This window comes from Jeotgalicoccus psychrophilus DSM 19085, assembly GCF_000425845.1.
Taxonomy (GTDB): domain Bacteria; phylum Bacillota; class Bacilli; order Staphylococcales; family Salinicoccaceae; genus Jeotgalicoccus; species Jeotgalicoccus psychrophilus.
In genome coordinates this window covers 184,384-200,727 of the sequence record NZ_KE384463.1, presented here as the reverse complement: position 1 = coordinate 200,727, position 16,344 = coordinate 184,384, and the positions used below count along the sequence as shown (strand labels likewise).

Sequence of the window (16,344 nt, the reverse complement as noted above, 5' to 3'; positions counted from 1 at the left end):
GATTTTTCAATTAACCTGTATATTATAACACATACAAATATTGATTCAAATGATTGATTTACAGCGAGTTCTTCGCAATATCGTTCTCGATTTCACTGAGCCAGCGTTTCACATTTGGATCCGCTTCGTACGATGGTTCCATACCGAGCATTTCTTCAATACGCTCACTGTATGCTTTAACCACGGCATCACTCGTAAAATCAGGCTGCACCGGATACATATATATCGCATGGCCCATTATGAGCTCGGTTGTCGCTTCGGTAAATGACGGGTTGAACTGTTCAACTTCATCAAGTACTTTCGGCAGGACATCCCGGGCGATAAAGTAATCTTCCAGACTCGTGAGTTCAGACGGCTTCACCGTCATCTTCACGCCGCATTTCTCAATGGTTAGCGTACCATTAGAACGTACGCTTCGCAAATATAATAGCATAGCGGTCTGTAATTCATTGCGCTCTGCTTTACCGAAAGCTTCTATAATAAAATCCGTGTACGTGATGTCATGACTTTCCGTAATCTTCTCGATGAACTCAAGCTGCTGAAACAGATTTAATTTGTCAAAGTCTTCTTTAGAGATAACGGGCTCTGACGCAGCGAGCATTCCTCTCAGCTTGTTCGATGCATTTTGTCTTAAAGACAAAATATCCACACGGAAACCTTGCGGTATCGGTTCTTCCAGCAGATGGCCGGAAAACTCCAGCACCTCTTCGTAGTTGCCCATATCAGATAACGCCTGCAGCATGTAGACCATGTGCGTTTCGTAATCCCCGTCGCCGTTGTTCATTTGCTCGAGCGAATAGTCGACGAGCTCACCTGGGCGCTTGGCCCGGAGCAATGTTTCATACAGCATCTCTTCAGCGAGCTCGGACGGTTCCGATAAATCCATATACTTGTTAAACGTTTTTAAGAAATGCATGTCATCGCCGGCGTCATAATACACCTTCAGGTCACGCTCAAACTTTTTAACAAACCGGTAATGCGTTGTGACCTTATTGTCCATAAGCATCACGTATAATCAGTTCGCTCCACGATTCATAAGGTGACATCGTTTCTAAGACATCATTTTTAACCCATTCGAGTGCAATCGTGTCTTCTTCATTATTAATCACTTTATCTTTTTCAATATCGATTTTAAGAACGAGCCCGATGTGAACTTTGCCGACTTCGTTATCGTCGTCGTTGATCAAGCCGTGGATTTCGATATTTTTAACATCGTCAGTACTCAGGCCAACCTCTTCTTCAAGTTCACGTGCAGCGTTCACACGGAGCTTGCCGTCGATGTCCCCTTCACTTTCAACATCGTTCATATGGCCGCCGACGCCGATAGAAAGCAGTCCGTGCAGACGCGTTTCCCCGCCGCCGTCCAGGCGTTTATAAACAAGCGTTTCATCATTGTTTCTAATAATACAGTAGCTGATCAGCTGCTTGAAGCTTGGATCCTCTTCCATATCACCGCGGCGTTTCACTTCGAACTCACCGAAAGTCTTAACTATTTCTTTATAGCGATTATCGTCTTTAGAAATGAAGCCGTTAAAAGCATTCGTTTCCCCGTCAAATAAAGTATCGCGTTTTACTACTAATATCTGTTCATCAAATTTACTCATGATTAATCTCCTCGCAGGCTGAAAAATTCTCTTTATTTGTAATTAAAAAACCCTCTAAATAGAACTTAGAGAGCTTTAAGATGTCTATAAAATTTAACAGGAGCGGAAAACAACTTTCCTCTCCCACGCTCTGTGTCCGCTTGTGAATTAATAAATTAACCCTAAGGTCCACGTACGACACGAATAAACAACATTCTCCAAGATTATTCGGTTGTCTCTCGAGAAGTAATTGTAGACGAATTATGGACATTATTCAAGTGGGAGGTGGAAAAAGGATGCGGATGAATATATTTAGCAAGATATAAAATCATGCTTATTTAATAGTTTATGTAATATATTCTGTCTATACTTACATTAGATATTTAAAAAATAACTTATGAAAAAGGAGAAGGTTAAAATAGAAACACTTCTTGAAGGATGGACAATTATAAAGATTAATGCCGAACTAATTATGAGTGGATTAGCTTTAATAATATCTTTATTAGTAGCACTAATAAACTTTCTATATAACCATTTTAAAGACAAAGATTATGTAGAAGTGAGGTTTGCTAACCCTATTTATTACAGTGATACTGTTTATATTAATGAAATGAATAATGCTGAGATAATAAGTCCACACGGCGGTTCATATTTCACTTGGATTTATGTCACTAATGCTTCAAATCATGATGTTGGATATTACTCTTATGAAATGTACTTAAACGGGAAACAATTATCACGGATGAATCCAAATGAAAATTATCCATTGTATGTAAAAGATAATGGAGGAAAAGTTCCAATTTCTTACGCTAATGATCTTAGTAACGGTAATATAACCTCACGTTCACAAGTACGATTATCTATCGCATCTACAGGCTATGGTAATCCAATTATTCCTTATAAAGAAAATGAAATTACAATTTCACTTACATTTATAAAAGCTAATTTCTGGTCATTCCTTCCTATAATAGGGAGAAAAATGAATCACAGTAAAATTATTACTCATAAATTTAAAGGTAGTGATGTAAAAGATAATCCCGCTGAGGCATTGTTAGATATGCCAATTGTTAAACGAATGTAATAAATATATTCTGTTAGTGTTCTATTAGCTTTAATTTTAAATCCACAAAAATTAAGCCTCTCAAACCGGAAGTAATGTGCATCCAAGTTCTTCAACTACTTGGATATACATCACCGACCGTTCTGGAGGCTTATTCAATCAATTATTTTTCTGTTGTTTTTCTTCTTTTCACTAGGAATCCTAGTCCAAGTGCTGCTAAGATCGCAGCAAATATTGTTGTGCTTTGTTCTGCCACCCCTGTATCAGGCAGTATTTCAGCTTCTTGTGCTTCTTTCGCTGCACCAGAACCATTTTGGTTTGCATCATCCGAACCAGCAACTGCCGCTTCATCTTCTGCAGTCACATCTGTTTCTGTGTAAACAGTTGGATGCTCGTTTGCCTGGTCTGCTGTCTCTACTTCTCCGACAATGTTTTGCTTGCCTGAAACTGGTGTGATTGTTGTATTGTCTTCATTGTCGTTGCCGTAAACCACCGCATACTGGCTAAAGCTATCGACATCAAATACTGCGTAACCATCTTCCGTTCTGTAATTCACTGCTTCTAGTGTTTCACCAATGTCACCAAGATAGTAAACATTCGAGACATAACCATTAGCAGGTAAGTACACAGTCACCGGGTTGTTCAGGCTGTATAACGAACCATTTTCATCAAGAATATGGATGTCATATAGATCATGAGCAGCACCAATTGCATTTGAAGGATTCATCACTGTAACGACTACAGATTTCCCTTCAAGTTCATCAGTTGCACTAACAACTCTAACGCCCGTCGCCGAGTCTACTAAAGAAGATGAAACTTCTCCATCTGCATTTGTATCTGATTCAGTTGGTTCTTCGTTCTCTTCTGAATCTTGATTCGTATCCTCAGCGTTTTCATCTGAAACTACCGTTTCTTGTTCTGCCGATTCCTGATCAGAATCATTTGTTTCTTCATTGCTGTTGTCTTCTGTTTCATTATCAGATTCATCTTCTGCATCATCGGCAGATTCAGGAGCATCTGTATTTGCTGGTTTTTCTTGAGTTTCATTACCTGCTGATTCTTCTGCAGACTCCTCAGTACTGTTTTCTGTTTCCTCGGAAGCTTCAGGAACGTCGTCTTCAGTTTGAGCCGGTTCTTCAGGCGTTTCAGGATTTGCCGGTTCTGCTGCTTGTTCATCTGTTGCTTCTTCGTCAGCCGCATCAGATTCTTCGACAGAACCTTCTTCTGAGCCAGTATTTGTATCTTCTTCAACCTGCTGCTGTTCGTCAGCTGTGTTATCTTTTTCTGCAGATTCATTCGATTCATCTTCTTCTGGCGCTTGGTCCTCGTCAGCAGTTTCATCCGATTCTTCCAGCTCGGGCTCTGCCGGAACTTCCGGTTCTGCCTGTGTCTGATCCTCGAGATCTTCTTCTTGTTCAACTTCAGGTACATATTCTGATGTCGTTAAATCACCAGCATACATCCAGCCGAGTGAAACACCGTTCTCGTCTTCAAGAAGGTAATATTCATCATAGTTATAAGTCGCTGTTCTGACGACACGGAACTGCTGACCTAAAAGGTTGTCTGCATTCTTAGTTTTAACGTCCATAACACTTTCATACAGCCCTAAGTTATTTGAATTAACCTCAGCCATCAGATCTGTTGTGCCCTGTTCAACTGGCATAGAAATCTGCGGCGTTGTTTGTTTATTAAACATGGCAGAGTATCGTTCACCAATCAGGTTGATTACATCACTATATTCATAATTGAAGCGTGCAAAGTATTCATACGGGTCAGGTGAAGCTGTCCCGCTTAAATGATTTGAAACTGCAACGTGAGACCATAATGTACCTTCGCCAGTTTCCTCAGCACTGACTGCAGGTAATTTATATTTGTATAATAAATTCGCAATGTAGTCTGCATAGTTGTTAATCGATTTCGCAAAGTCATGCGCATTATCATGACGGACTAATTCAACATGCATGTGCAAATCATTTGAATATGGACCTGCACCGTATGCAAGGTAATCTGTATCTGCCACCTGGATGATATTATCCGCATCTACAAAGGCGTGAACAAAAGCATTCTCCCAGTTACGTGACATATATTCAATTTCACCATAGATAGTTGAGTTCTCATTACCTACATCATGAAGTACGACACCTTTAGGTTTTCCAACCTCGCCGTTCTCCGGCTCCGAGCCATAATTAGAATGATATGCATATTCAGGCAGTCCAGGTATATAATCATACTGAATGTCTGCAACATCAAAATCATTCTCTGCGATATAGTCATTGATGTCTGTAATTGTCTGTGACAATGACATTGTACTTATAGTACTTGCAGCAGCAACAACTTCATCTGCATTTATTTCTTCATTATTTGCAGCAAGACTTTCACTTAAGCTGTTTAACATCTCTTCGTCTACTTCAATATCTTCAGCATTTTCTTCTAAAAATACAGTTTGTTCCTCTTCAGATAAATTTTCGATCGCCTGTTTAAGGGATTCAGAATCATATTTATATGTATCTTTTTCTGCTGATTCTGGAATTTCACTTTTCTGCTCGTCTGATTCAGCGGGCTCTGCAGCTTCTTCAGTTGATTCTAGAGCGCTAACTTCTTCATTGTTATCTTCAGAACTCTGTTCACTATCTATAGGTTGTTCAGGCTGCTCAACTGGCTCAGTGTCTTCATCTGCAGGGTCGGCTTCTTCTAAAACATTCTCATCGACTTCAACCGATTGTTCTTCAGCTGGCGCCACGTTTTCAGACTCAGTATTCTGAACTTCAGTGTCTTGATTATCTGATTCTTCTGCAACAACTTCTTCAGTATTTTCTTCTACTGCAGTTACCTCTGTATTCTGCTCGGTTTCTGCAGACTGTTCTACAGATTCGGCCGCTTCAACCGGTTCTTCAACTGTTTCAACTGTTACATCTTCAACATTGTTCTCTTCTCTAGGAACGGTCTCTTCAACCGGTTCTACAGCTTCAGTTCGCTCTTCAGGTTCCGCTGTTACTTCAGCTTCCTGATCGTATGTTTCCATAGCGATATTTTCTTCAGAAGCCTGTGCCTCTGCCGGAGCTTCAAGATCTTCTTCGTTTTCTGCAATCTCTTCTGCAGGGACAGTCTCTTCAACAGGGATTTCCGTTGTCTCAGCAGTTTCTGTTTCAATATTTGTTTCATCTAAATTATTCTCAACGACTTCTTCAGCTGGCGCTGCTTCAGTCTCTTCTGTTTCTTCAAGTTCGTTAGTTTCTTCATCAGATTCATCTGACGCTTCTTCTTCACTGTTCTCATCTGAATCTTCATCTTCTGCTTCTTCTGCGGATGCCTCTTCTTCTGATTCAATAAAGTCTAAGTCTGTTTCTGATGTTTCATCATTAACTGAATATTCTTCTGTGTTCTGACCAGAATATTGGTCATCCTGATTTACTTCTTCTGCATTAGCCACCATAGTTGAGGCAAGCAGACTAGTCGAAACAAGTGTCGGTATAATTAAACGATTTTTGTACTTCATTTTCAACCTCCATAAAAGTGTATTCTTACTTATTATAGTAGATTGTAGATTTAAATGTAGAATTGTTGGAATTTACAAAATTTAATAAAAAATTTGTTTATCTTTAATAATAAAAGTTTTTTCAAAGTCATTTATGTATTTCGGTTTAGTTAAATAATATAATGTCCCAGGCGGGAGTCGAACCCGCGGCCTGCGCCTTAGGAGGGCGCTGCTCTATCCAGCTGAGCTACCGGGACATGGTTAAATAATATCTTTCTTCGGTTTTATTATAACAAACCTCTCACTTCTTTTTTGAAATGAGAGGTTTGTTTTTAATTAAATGCTTCAGAGTATTGAATAGTTCCTTCTTTATTTTTCAAGTAATCATCTTTAATTTCCTTAATCATAAATGTTTCGTCAGGAACATCTTTAAATGGTGAGAGTATATTATATTTGCTCGCCGGTTTATAGCCAAATTTAGTATAGTATTCCGGGTGTCCTAAAATACTTATAAACTCGTAGTCGAGTGCCTTGGCTCTTTTTTCAAGCTCATTCATTAAGAGCTTCCCTACGCCGCTTTTTTGAGAGTCTGGATTTACCGCAATTGGTGCAAGTACCAGTCCGGTATATTGCTGATGGGCACTGTTCAGATAAACTTCGCTAAGCAGAGCGTAGCCAAGTATTCCTTCATCTTCAGCGACTACTTCTAATTCAGGTATATATTCTTTAGTATTTCTTATTTTAGCGACTAATTCTGCTTCGTCGTTATAGCCATGCTCGTCGTGTGTAAATGCATCGGTTATTAAGTTTTTTACTGTTATAAAATCTTTTTCTTCTATAGTTTTTATTTTCAAATTAATCATTCCTTTAATGTAATTCTGATAAAGAGAAATCACACTCTGCAAACATATATTATACAGCATTATAAACGATGTTGAATATTTACAATTTTAACATTCATTTTAAATAAAGCGAAAAAAATAAGCTCCTGCATCATTTTCAGATGCAGAAGCTTACTTATTAAACATTAGCGTCCTGGGAGGGATTCGAACCCCCGACCGATGCCTTAGAAGGGCATTGCTCTATCCAGCTGAGCTACCAGGACTTAATTAACACAATAGTTATTATAACCAGGATGCATATATAAAGTCAATGCATTTTTCGGTTTTTTTAATATAATGTTAATTTTAAGTTAACCAATCCGTTTTCAGCATACGATAAAGTGCGCAGTTATGGTAATGGTCGTATAAAAATTCATAATCTTTCATAACCGCTTCTTCTGTAAATTTCAGCCGTTCGGGAATTTTTCTGCTCTTTTTATTTTCTGTGCCTGCAATGATTTCTATCCGGTGCAGGCCGAGCTCGTTAAAGCCGTAATCGATTAATCCTTTTACGGCTTTCGTCATGATGCCTGTGCCGGTATATTCTTCTGCCAGCCAGTAGCCGATCTCAGCGCGCCGGCTGAGTCCGACAATTCTGTTGAAGCCGCACATGCCGGCGAGCTCCCCCTTATAATACACGCCGAGCGTCAGTGCTTCATGGGCGTCGTTCATTTCAACCCAATCTTTTATAATTGGGATATACTGCGCCGGCGCTGACATATAGTCCACCCACGGCAGCCATTCGCGCAGCTGGGTTCTGTTCTGATCGACAAGCTCATACATTTCCTGGTGTTCATGTGACTGAACTTGTTTTAGTTCAAGCTCGTCATCAATTTTAATTTTCATGATGTTTCAGTCCCCTTTTTAGTTGTCGAGGTTAAATTCATCCATCAGTTTATGCTTACGGCTGTAGTAAGATGCGATTTTTGCATCCGTATCAATGACTAAATAACTTTCAGGATATTCATTTCGTGAAGATGTAATGCTGCCGGGGTTTATCGCGTAGACACCCTGCACTTTTTCGATTTTCGCTACATGCGAATGCCCGTATAATGCATATTTAGCACCTGTTTCAGCTGCTTTTTCTGCCAGCGTGTTGCGGTCTGATTTAATACCGAACAAATGGCCATGCGTATAGAACATGCCCGCTTCTTCCAGCAAGCCTGTTTCCGGATAGTTATCGTCGCGGTCGGTATTACCTGTTACGCGCAAATATTTCTCCATTTCAGGATCATCGTACGGAAATTCGCTGTCGCCTAAATGAATCGCTGCATCAGGTTTTACCGTGTCATATACTTCAGTTAAAATATTTTTCTCACTGTGATTATCACTAATGACTAAAACTTTCATCTGTGAATCCCCCTATTTTTTCAACTTATTGAATACTTCAGTATCACTCATTAACTTTTCAAGCGCTTTCCCTCTATGACTGATTTCCCCTTTTTCTTCAGAAGTAATCTCACCCAGGTAAATTCCTTTCAGCGTTTTGAACAGAGGATCGTAGCCGAAGCCTGCACTGCCATGCGGTTCAGTCAGGATTTCGCCTGCTAATGTACCTTCATAAGTAATTGTTTCTTCACCGGGAATCGATAAAGCCAGCACGCATGTGAAGTATGCTGCTCTGTTTTCAATGCCTTTTAATTCTTCTAACAGTTTTTCGTTATTCTTTTCGTCAGTCGCATTTTCTCCTGAATAGCGTGCTGAATATACCCCTGGTCTGCCTTCCAGCGCTTCAACCGACAGCCCTGAATCATCGCTGATTACCGGTAAGTTTAACGCTTCTGCCGCTGCTTCTGATTTTAAGATCGCGTTCTCTCTGAATGTCGTGCCTGTTTCTTCAACGTCAAATTCCGGCAGAATCTCTTTAATGCCGACAACTTCGAAATCTTCAAATATTGCTTTAAAGTCGTTGATTTTGCCTTTATTGCCGCTCGCTATAACTATTTTTGTCATTAGTAAGTCTCCTGTAATAAAATATTTTCGATGCTGTATTCGATATCCGGAATCCAGCTGTTCATTACTTTTTCAAAAGTATTGTTTTCACCGTGAATAAAAATCCGGTGGTGCGGTGTGTTGTTATCTGCTGTCAGCAGTTTCTTCTTATGTAATTGCACCAGCGCAATCGTCACTGTCTCAAATCCTGCATCAATGATATGTTTTTCTCCATTAAAAAACTCAGCGATATACTTTTCGATAATAGGAAAATGCGTACAGCCTAAAATGACCGTATCCGCTTTTGTATCTTTGTAAGGTGCAAGTTTTTCCGCGACCGCTGTTTTTGTGATTGACGGATTTTCATAATCCAGACTCTCTATAAGTGTCACGAACTCCGGACATGCCAGATTATAAATTTTAACATCCTTATCGAAGCTTAAAATACCCGCTTCATACGCGCCGGATTTTATCGTCCCTTCGGTCGCTAGAAGCAGTATTTCGTTGTTATCGCTTTTACGAAGTGCGCCAAGCGAACCAGGGTTAATCACACCATATACCGGAATATCAATTTCATCTCTTAATTCCGGCATGACCGCAGCTGTCGCCGTGTTACAGGCGATAATAACAGCTTTGACGCCTTTATCGATTAAAAACTGCACAGCTTCCTTTGTATAGTGCTTTACTTCATCCTGGCTCTTTGGCCCATACGGGCAATTCAGACTGTCTGCAAAGTAATATACTTCTTCCGCCGGCAGCGCGTGAATAATTTCTCTCATTACTGTTAAGCCGCCGACTCCTGAATCCATAATGCCTATCGGTTTATTCATAATTGATCCGCTCGCTTTCCCTTAGAACATGTTCCAGGGCACCGGGAAGTATTTCCCGTTCAGCTTCGCTCAGGTTGGCCGTAATCTTCGCAATGTAATCAATCCGCTTATCGATTACCTTTTGAATAATTTCCTTGCCCTTATCCTCCATGCTGACAAGCACGAGGCGTTTATCCTTATCGGAACGATCGCGCCTCACATAATTGCCAGCCTCCAGCTTATCGACAATATCCGTCGTCGTCGAATGCGCCAAGTAAAGTCTGTTCGCCAGTTCGCCAATCGTAATGCCGTCCTTGTCGCCTACCCATTGGAGTGCTACAAACTGCAGCGGCGAAATATCGTGATGCTTTAATATTTCTCTGCCGTTTACCCTGACGTGCGATGCGATGTAGCGCAATGATTTTTCAATTGATTTAGTCTCCTGCTCATCATACATAGTTGCCAGTCCCCTTAAAAATCCTTTATAAATATAATAACGTAAATCGAAAGAAAAAAATAGGAAGATGGGTGGATTGAGTTGTTAGCCGTGGCGTTTCGTATTCATTAATGTGAAAAATTAAACGAAGACGATAAATTTATCGCCTTTTTAATGAAACTTCTTATTAAACTCCTTGTCTAATTTTCGTCGGGCTCTGATGGCAGTGATTATGAAAACTACACAAATTATTAATAGCGGAGCCATAATAATATACAATGTATTCCCTATTGGATTATTAAATAGGAAAGGAATAGAAATGATCAGCAAAGATGCGAATATTGCCAATCCTATAATTGAATAAGTTAATCTCATAATCATTGCGGAATCACGACCTTTATTAGAGTGAGTTGGTTCCTTATGAAAATAGTACCGCAGATTAGGATGGAAATACAGGTGTGCAGGTAAAAAAGCATTGGTGAGCTGAATTTTATTGATACTAATGCTCTTTTGTATGATAAATGCATTACTTAAGCCACTTTCTACAACACTAATGCATTATTGTGAGCAAGATTAGCTTTAAAATGATAAACCTGCTCATAATGACAGCTGAAATGAGCAAGGTGCCTTTGAAAATATCAATCCTGCTCATTTTGACAGCAAAAACGAGCAAGGTACCTTCAAAAATCTCAATCCTGCTCATTTTGACAACAAAAACGAGCAAGGTACCTTCAAAAATCTCAATCCTGCTCATAATGACAACTAAAATGAGCAAGGTGCCTCCAAAAATCTCAATCCTGCTCATAATGACAGCTGAAATGAGCAAGGTGCCTTTGAAAATATCAATCCTGCTCATTTTGACAACAAAAACGAGCAAGGTACCTTCAAAAATCTCAATCCTGCTCATAATGACAACTAAAATGAGCAAGGTGCCTCCGAAAATCTTAATCCTGGTCACTTTGAAAGCAAAAACGAGCTAACCCACCAAACTAGCCATCAAATGAGCTAATTATCAAACAAAAAAACAGGACCCCGCAAAGGGGTCCTGCCTAAATCATATTAAAAGTATTAGTTTACTTCGTGGTCACTGCCAAAGAATGATTTGAACATGTGGAATGTTGTTTCGCGCTGCATTGCTGCGATTGATGTCGTTAAAGGAATTCCTTTTGGACATGCTTCGACACAGTTTTGTGCCATACCGCATTCTGCGATTCCGCCTGTACCCATTAGTGCGTCAAGACGTTCGTTCTTCGACATGCTGCCTGTCGGGTGAAGGTTGAATAAACGAACTTGAGAAATTGGTGCTGCACCCATGAATTTAGATTTGTCATTGACGTTCGGACAAACTTCTAAACATACGCCGCATGACATACATTTTGATAATTCATAAGCGATCTGACGTTTTTTCTCAGGCATTCTTGGTCCTGGTCCAAGGTCGTATGTACCATCGATAGGCACCCACGCTTGAACGCGTTTTAAGTTATCGAACATGAATGAGCGGTCTACCTGAAGGTCTCTCACGATAGGGAAAGTGCTCATTGGTTCTAATTTGATTGGCTGCTGGTACTGGTCCACAAGCGCAGTACATGACTGGCGCGCGTTACCGTTAATTACCATTGAACAGGCACCACAAACTTCTTCAAGACAGCTTGCGTCCCAAGTTACTGCAGTTGTTTTCTGGCCTTTTGAGTTGACCGGGTTTCTTTGGATTTCCATTAACGCACTGATGATGTTCATGTTCGGGCGGTATGGAATTTCGAAATCTTCCCAGTAACTGCTAGTTTCCGGATTTTCCTGGCGTTTAATACTTAGCTTTATTGTTTTTGTTTCAGTTGCTGTAGTACTCATTTTTATTTAGCCATCCCCTTCTACTATTATTTAGCTGAATAGTCGCGAACACGTGGCGGAATTAAGCTTACGTCAACGTCTTCGTATTCGAATCTTGGCGCTTCAGTTGGTCCTTCAAAGAATGCTTTAGTTGTTTTCAGCCATTCTTCGTCATTACGTTCCGGGAAGTCCGGTTTGTAATGCGCACCGCGTGATTCGTTTCTGTTGTATGCACCAATTGTAATTACACGTGCAAGGACAAGCATGTTCCATAACTGGCGTGTAAAGAATGCTGCCTGGTTACTCCATTTCTTAGTGTCGTTAATGTTGATTTGTTTGTAGCGTTCCATTAACTCTAAGATTTTCTTGTCAGTTTCAAGCAATCTATCGTTATGACGAACAACTGTAACGTTTGCTGTCATGATTTCTCCAAGTTCTTTGTGGATGACGTACGCATTTTCCGTACCGTCCATCGCAAGAATGTTGTCGAATTTATCCTGCTCAACTTTAGCATGTCTTTCGTAAAGTGACTCATCAAGATCTTCGTAAGAAGTCTCAAGTCCTTTTACGTATTCCATCGCGTTTGGTCCTGCAACCATACCGCCGTAAATTGCTGACAGTAATGAGTTTGCACCTAAGCGGTTTCCGCCGTGCTGTGAGTAATCACATTCTCCTGCTGCAAATAATCCCGGAATAGACGTCATCTGGTCGTAGTCTACGTATAGACCACCCATCGAGTAGTGTACTGCCGGGAAAATTTTCATTGGAACTTTACGCGGGTCGTCGCCTGTAAATTTCTCGTAGATTTCAATAATCCCGCCGAGTTTTACATCGAGTTCGTGCGAATCTTTATGTGATAAATCAAGGTAAACCATGTTCTCGCCGTTGATGCCAAGCTTCTGGTTCACACACACGTCAAATATTTCACGTGTTGCGATATCGCGGGGTACTAGGTTACCGTAGTCCGGATATTTCTCTTCAAGGAAGTACCAAGGCTTGCCGTCTTTATAAGTCCAGACACGTCCGCCTTCTCCGCGTGCAGATTCACTCATCAGACGAAGTTTATCGTCTCCGGGAATTGCTGTCGGGTGAATTTGAATAAACTCACCGTTTGCGTATGCTGCGCCCTGCTGATAAACAATTGAAGCCGCTGATCCTGTGTTGATCATCGAGTTCGTCGATTTACCGAAGATAATTCCAGGGCCGCCTGTCGCCATGATTACAGCGTCAGCTTTGAAAGTTTTAATTTCTCCGCTTGTGATTTCCTGTGCTGTAATACCGCGTGCTCTGCCTTCGTCGTCTACAACTACTCCAAGGAATTCCCATCCTTCATACTTGTCGACTTGTCCTTTAACTTCGAAGCTTCTTACCTGCTCATCAAGAGCATACAGTAATTGCTGGCCAGTCGTTGCACCTGCATATGCTGTACGGTGGTGAAGCGTTCCGCCGAAACGTCTGAAGTCTAAAAGTCCTTCAGGTGTTCTGTTGAACATTACACCCATACGGTCGAGCAGGTGAATAATTTTCGGTGCTGCATCCGTCATTGCTTTAACAGGCGGTTGATTCGCTAAAAAGTCTCCGCCGTATACTGTATCGTCAAAGTGGATTGTAGGTGAGTCACCCTCACCTTTCGTATTTACTGCACCGTTAATTCCGCCCTGTGCACACACTGAGTGTGAACGTTTAACCGGAACGATTGAAAATAGATCTATGTTAGCACCAGATTCTGCTGCTTTGATTGTTGCCATTAAACCAGCGAGACCTCCGCCGACAACAATTACTTTATTATCCGCCATTATTTACACTCCTTTTATACAAACGCTAAGATTGCCATTATTCCGATTGTAGAAATTACTAAGAAAACTAAAATTGCAACATAACTCATAATTTGCTGCGATTTATTTGACTGTGTAATACCCCAAGTAATCATGAATGACCATAAACCGTTCGCAAAATGGAATACTGTCGCAATAACTCCGACAATCCAGAATACTAACCAGAATGGATTCGCAACAATCTGCTCTACCATTTGGAAGTTTACTTCTTCACCTAAGAATACTTGGAAACGCGTCTGGTACACGTGGACTGCGATAAAGATAAACGCAACCACACCTGAAATTCTTTGAAGCACGAACATCCAGTTACGGTATGTTCCGTATCTGCCCACATTATTTTTAGCAGTAAATGCGATATAAATACCGTAAATACCGTGGAACAGAATTGGTAAGTAAATGATGAAAATTTCAAGCAGAATAACGAAAGGCAGGTTACCCATAATACTTGAAGCAATATTAAATGCTTCTTCACTGTATGTAGCTGTAAAGTTAACCAGCAAATGCTGGATTAAAAAGACACCCAGCGGAATTACACCGAGTAATGAATGTAATCTGCGAATGTAAAAACCTGAATCTTGATTCGACACTGAAAGACCCCCTAACTATTTGTCAACAAACTTTAACTCTTATTTTACCCGTAATAATTTTACAAATCAAGACAGCGTTTAATCTTTTACACTTTAATTTTACATTCGCGTGATTATGCCTGGTCGTTTAGTTTTCTAACTATGTTTTCAGCTACATTTTTTGGAATACCCACCTCTGTGAAATCACTCACATTCTTTTCTTTCATTCTTTTGATTGAGCCGAATTTTGAAAGTAACTTTCGCTTCCGTGTGGGACCCACACCTTCGATATTATCCAGCTGGGATACAATGGATGTTTTCCGCCGTGTATTTCTGTGAAATGAAATTGCGAAACGGTGGACTTCGTCCTGAATCCGCTGTAAGAGATAGAAGCTCTGCGAGTTCTTTTTCAACGGAACGATTTCTGCCGGATCGCCGTATAACAGTTCCGCCGTTGCATGCTTGTCGTTTTTAGCAAGACCGGCGACCGGTATATCGAGCGACAGTTCATTTAAGAGCACGTTTTTAACCGTGTTCATATGGCCGACTGCCCCGTCGACGATAATCATGTCCGGCAGCGGCAGCCCTTCTTTTAAGACGCGCGTATAGCGGCGTCTGACCGCTTCAGCCATTGACGCATAGTCATCTGGACCTTTAACCGTTTTAATTTTATATTTACGGTAATCTTTTTTGGATGGTTTGCCGTCGATAAAAGCCACCATCACACTGACCGGGTCCACGCCCTGAATATTCGAGTTATCAAACGCTTCAATGCGCCGCGGCGTTTCAATGTTCATAATATCACCGAGCGTTTCAATCGCTTTAATCGTCCGCGCCTCGTCCCGTGCAATCATTTCAAATTTATTATCCGCAGCAATGCTCGCGTTTTTCGACGCAAGCTCCACCATTTCACGCTTAGCACCGCGTGACGGCGCCTTCACTTTTGCCGGCAGCGCTTCGTCCAGCAGCTTAACGTTGAATTCTTTCGGAATATGGACCTCTTTCGGCATCAGGTTTGAGCTGAGGTCGTAAAACTGCACGATAAATCTAAAGAACTCTTCTTCTGCCGAGTCATTCATCGGAAACATTTCCGCTTTTTTCTCGATTAATTTACCGCTTCTGATAAAGAGCACAGACACCGACATCCAGCCGTTATCGACAGCGTAGCCGAAGCAGTCGCGTGCGGTCATATCTGCTGTCAGCATGTTCTGCTTCAGCATGGTATTTTCAATGTGCCCCATTAAATCACGGTATTCTTTTGCCTTTTCAAATTCGAGTTCTTCCGCGGCAGCGTGCATTTTCTCTTTTAATTCTGCTACTACCCCGTCAGTTTCGCCGTTTAAAAAGTTAGTGATGCCGTCAATCATCTGCTGGTTTTGTTCGTCTGAAACATTGAATACACATGGTCCGAGACACTGGCCAATATGATAATACAGACATAATTTATCCGGCATAACGTTACATTTTCTAAGCGGATAAATACGGTCCAGCAGTTTTTTCGTTTCGTGCGCGCTGTAGGCGTTCGGATACGGTCCGAAGTATTTTCCCGTCTTCGGCTTAACTGTGCGCGTTACGACGAGTTTCGGATGTTTTTCCTTGGTGATTTTGATAAATGGATAGCTTTTGTCGTCTTTTAATAAAATATTATATCTCGGAAGATGTTTTTTAATTAATGTATTTTCCAAAAGCAGCGATTCGACTTCCGACTGCGTAACGATAAAATCAAAGTCGACGATATCGGCAACGAGGCGCATTGTTTTCTCATCGTGCGCACCGGTAAAGTACGAGCGCACCCTGCTTCTGAGATTTTTCGCCTTGCCCACATAAATAATTTCACCGCCGCTGTTTTTCATTAAATAACAGCCTGGTTCGACGGGCAGGACTGACAATTTCAGTTTAAGTTCTGACATGATTCATCCCTTCTTCATAAAAAAAGCCGC

15 protein-coding genes and 2 tRNA genes are annotated in these 16,344 nt (G+C 40.9%); 1 reads left to right on the top strand and 16 read right to left on the bottom strand.

The window, feature by feature from the left end:
- Window positions 1–58: 58 nt before the first annotated feature.
- Together H625_RS0109785 and H625_RS0109780 are read right to left on the bottom strand one after the other, a co-directional pair.
- Complete coding sequence (locus H625_RS0109785; RefSeq protein WP_026859746.1) at window positions 59–1,000, bottom strand: hypothetical protein; 942 nt, start codon at window positions 998–1,000, stop codon at window positions 59–61.
- The gene (locus H625_RS0109780; RefSeq protein ID WP_026859745.1) at window positions 990–1,604 is read right to left on the bottom strand and encodes an NUDIX domain-containing protein; all 615 of its coding nucleotides are present in this window, start codon (window positions 1,602–1,604) and stop codon (window positions 990–992) included. The genes H625_RS0109785 and H625_RS0109780 overlap by 11 nt, the downstream gene beginning before the upstream one ends.
- A 376-nt stretch (window positions 1,605–1,980) precedes the next feature.
- Between H625_RS0109780 and H625_RS0109775 the strand changes: the two genes are divergently transcribed.
- Complete coding sequence (locus H625_RS0109775) at window positions 1,981–2,664, top strand: hypothetical protein (RefSeq protein ID WP_026859744.1); 684 nt, start codon at window positions 1,981–1,983, stop codon at window positions 2,662–2,664.
- Between the two features lie 142 nt (window positions 2,665–2,806).
- Here H625_RS0109775 and H625_RS0109770 read toward each other — a convergent pair whose 3' ends face one another.
- The 14 genes from H625_RS0109770 to uvrC form a co-directional block, all read right to left on the bottom strand.
- Window positions 2,807–6,139 carry an LPXTG cell wall anchor domain-containing protein gene (locus H625_RS0109770; protein WP_026859743.1) on the bottom strand — a complete coding sequence of 1,111 codons (3,333 nt, stop codon included), beginning with the start codon at window positions 6,137–6,139 and terminating at the stop codon, window positions 2,807–2,809.
- Between the two features lie 162 nt (window positions 6,140–6,301).
- Window positions 6,302–6,375: transfer RNA gene (locus H625_RS0109765), tRNA-Arg, on the bottom strand.
- 75 nt (window positions 6,376–6,450) lie between these two features.
- A complete protein-coding gene (locus tag H625_RS0109760) occupies window positions 6,451–6,972 on the bottom strand; it encodes a GNAT family N-acetyltransferase (RefSeq protein WP_026859742.1) in 522 nt (173 codons plus the stop codon).
- A 177-nt stretch (window positions 6,973–7,149) separates the two neighbouring features.
- Window positions 7,150–7,223 (bottom strand) — tRNA-Arg (locus H625_RS0109755).
- Between the two features lie 82 nt (window positions 7,224–7,305).
- The gene (locus tag H625_RS0109750; RefSeq protein ID WP_035785710.1) at window positions 7,306–7,845 is read right to left on the bottom strand and encodes a GNAT family N-acetyltransferase; all 540 of its coding nucleotides are present in this window, start codon (window positions 7,843–7,845) and stop codon (window positions 7,306–7,308) included.
- 18 nt (window positions 7,846–7,863) lie between these two features.
- Window positions 7,864–8,349: a metallophosphoesterase family protein gene (locus H625_RS0109745; protein WP_026859740.1), complete on the bottom strand. Its 486-nt coding sequence runs from the start codon at window positions 8,347–8,349 to the stop codon at window positions 7,864–7,866.
- 12 nt (window positions 8,350–8,361) lie between these two features.
- Window positions 8,362–8,952, bottom strand: a complete 591-nt coding sequence (locus tag H625_RS0109740; RefSeq protein WP_026859739.1) for an XTP/dITP diphosphatase — start codon at window positions 8,950–8,952, stop codon at window positions 8,362–8,364.
- Entirely contained in the window at window positions 8,952–9,761 is an 810-nt protein-coding gene (gene murI, locus H625_RS0109735) for a glutamate racemase (RefSeq protein ID WP_026859738.1), read from the bottom strand. The genes H625_RS0109740 and murI overlap by 1 nt, the downstream gene beginning before the upstream one ends.
- A complete protein-coding gene (locus H625_RS0109730) occupies window positions 9,754–10,197 on the bottom strand; it encodes a MarR family winged helix-turn-helix transcriptional regulator (RefSeq protein ID WP_026859737.1) in 444 nt (147 codons plus the stop codon). Before H625_RS0109730 ends, murI begins: the two co-directional genes overlap by 8 nt.
- 529 nt (window positions 10,198–10,726) lie before the next feature.
- Window positions 10,727–11,083, bottom strand: coding sequence for a hypothetical protein (locus H625_RS0109725; RefSeq protein WP_169516132.1), 357 nt, complete (start codon window positions 11,081–11,083; stop codon window positions 10,727–10,729).
- Window positions 11,084–11,244: 161 nt separating this feature from the next.
- Window positions 11,245–12,024, bottom strand: coding sequence for a succinate dehydrogenase iron-sulfur subunit (sdhB, locus tag H625_RS0109720; RefSeq protein WP_051239050.1), 780 nt, complete (start codon window positions 12,022–12,024; stop codon window positions 11,245–11,247).
- A gap of 26 nt (window positions 12,025–12,050) precedes the next feature.
- Window positions 12,051–13,799, bottom strand: coding sequence for a succinate dehydrogenase flavoprotein subunit (gene sdhA, locus H625_RS0109715; protein WP_026859734.1), 1,749 nt, complete (start codon window positions 13,797–13,799; stop codon window positions 12,051–12,053).
- 14 nt (window positions 13,800–13,813) lie between these two features.
- A complete protein-coding gene (locus H625_RS0109710) occupies window positions 13,814–14,425 on the bottom strand; it encodes a succinate dehydrogenase cytochrome b558 subunit (protein ID WP_026859733.1) in 612 nt (203 codons plus the stop codon).
- Between the two features lie 113 nt (window positions 14,426–14,538).
- The gene (gene uvrC, locus H625_RS0109705; protein WP_026859732.1) at window positions 14,539–16,314 is read right to left on the bottom strand and encodes an excinuclease ABC subunit UvrC; all 1,776 of its coding nucleotides are present in this window, start codon (window positions 16,312–16,314) and stop codon (window positions 14,539–14,541) included.
- Window positions 16,315–16,344: the final 30 nt, after the last annotated feature.

Coding starts and splice junctions, on each gene's coding strand:
- H625_RS0109775 (WP_026859744.1), top strand. CDS start 1,981: ATGAAAAAGGAGAAGGTTAAAATAGAAACACTTCTTGAAGGATGGACA.
- murI (WP_026859738.1), bottom strand. CDS start 9,761: ATGAATAAACCGATAGGCATTATGGATTCAGGAGTCGGCGGCTTAACA.
- H625_RS0109740 (WP_026859739.1), bottom strand. CDS start 8,952: ATGACAAAAATAGTTATAGCGAGCGGCAATAAAGGCAAAATCAACGAC.
- H625_RS0109780 (WP_026859745.1), bottom strand. CDS start 1,604: ATGAGTAAATTTGATGAACAGATATTAGTAGTAAAACGCGATACTTTA.
- H625_RS0109770 (WP_026859743.1), bottom strand. CDS start 6,139: ATGAAGTACAAAAATCGTTTAATTATACCGACACTTGTTTCGACTAGT.
- sdhB (WP_051239050.1), bottom strand. CDS start 12,024: ATGAGTACTACAGCAACTGAAACAAAAACAATAAAGCTAAGTATTAAA.
- uvrC (WP_026859732.1), bottom strand. CDS start 16,314: ATGTCAGAACTTAAACTGAAATTGTCAGTCCTGCCCGTCGAACCAGGC.
- H625_RS0109745 (WP_026859740.1), bottom strand. CDS start 8,349: ATGAAAGTTTTAGTCATTAGTGATAATCACAGTGAGAAAAATATTTTA.
- H625_RS0109750 (WP_035785710.1), bottom strand. CDS start 7,845: ATGAAAATTAAAATTGATGACGAGCTTGAACTAAAACAAGTTCAGTCA.
- sdhA (WP_026859734.1), bottom strand. CDS start 13,799: ATGGCGGATAATAAAGTAATTGTTGTCGGCGGAGGTCTCGCTGGTTTA.
- H625_RS0109725 (WP_169516132.1), bottom strand. CDS start 11,083: ATGAGCAGGATTGAGATTTTTGAAGGTACCTTGCTCGTTTTTGTTGTC.
- H625_RS0109785 (WP_026859746.1), bottom strand. CDS start 1,000: ATGGACAATAAGGTCACAACGCATTACCGGTTTGTTAAAAAGTTTGAG.
- H625_RS0109730 (WP_026859737.1), bottom strand. CDS start 10,197: ATGTATGATGAGCAGGAGACTAAATCAATTGAAAAATCATTGCGCTAC.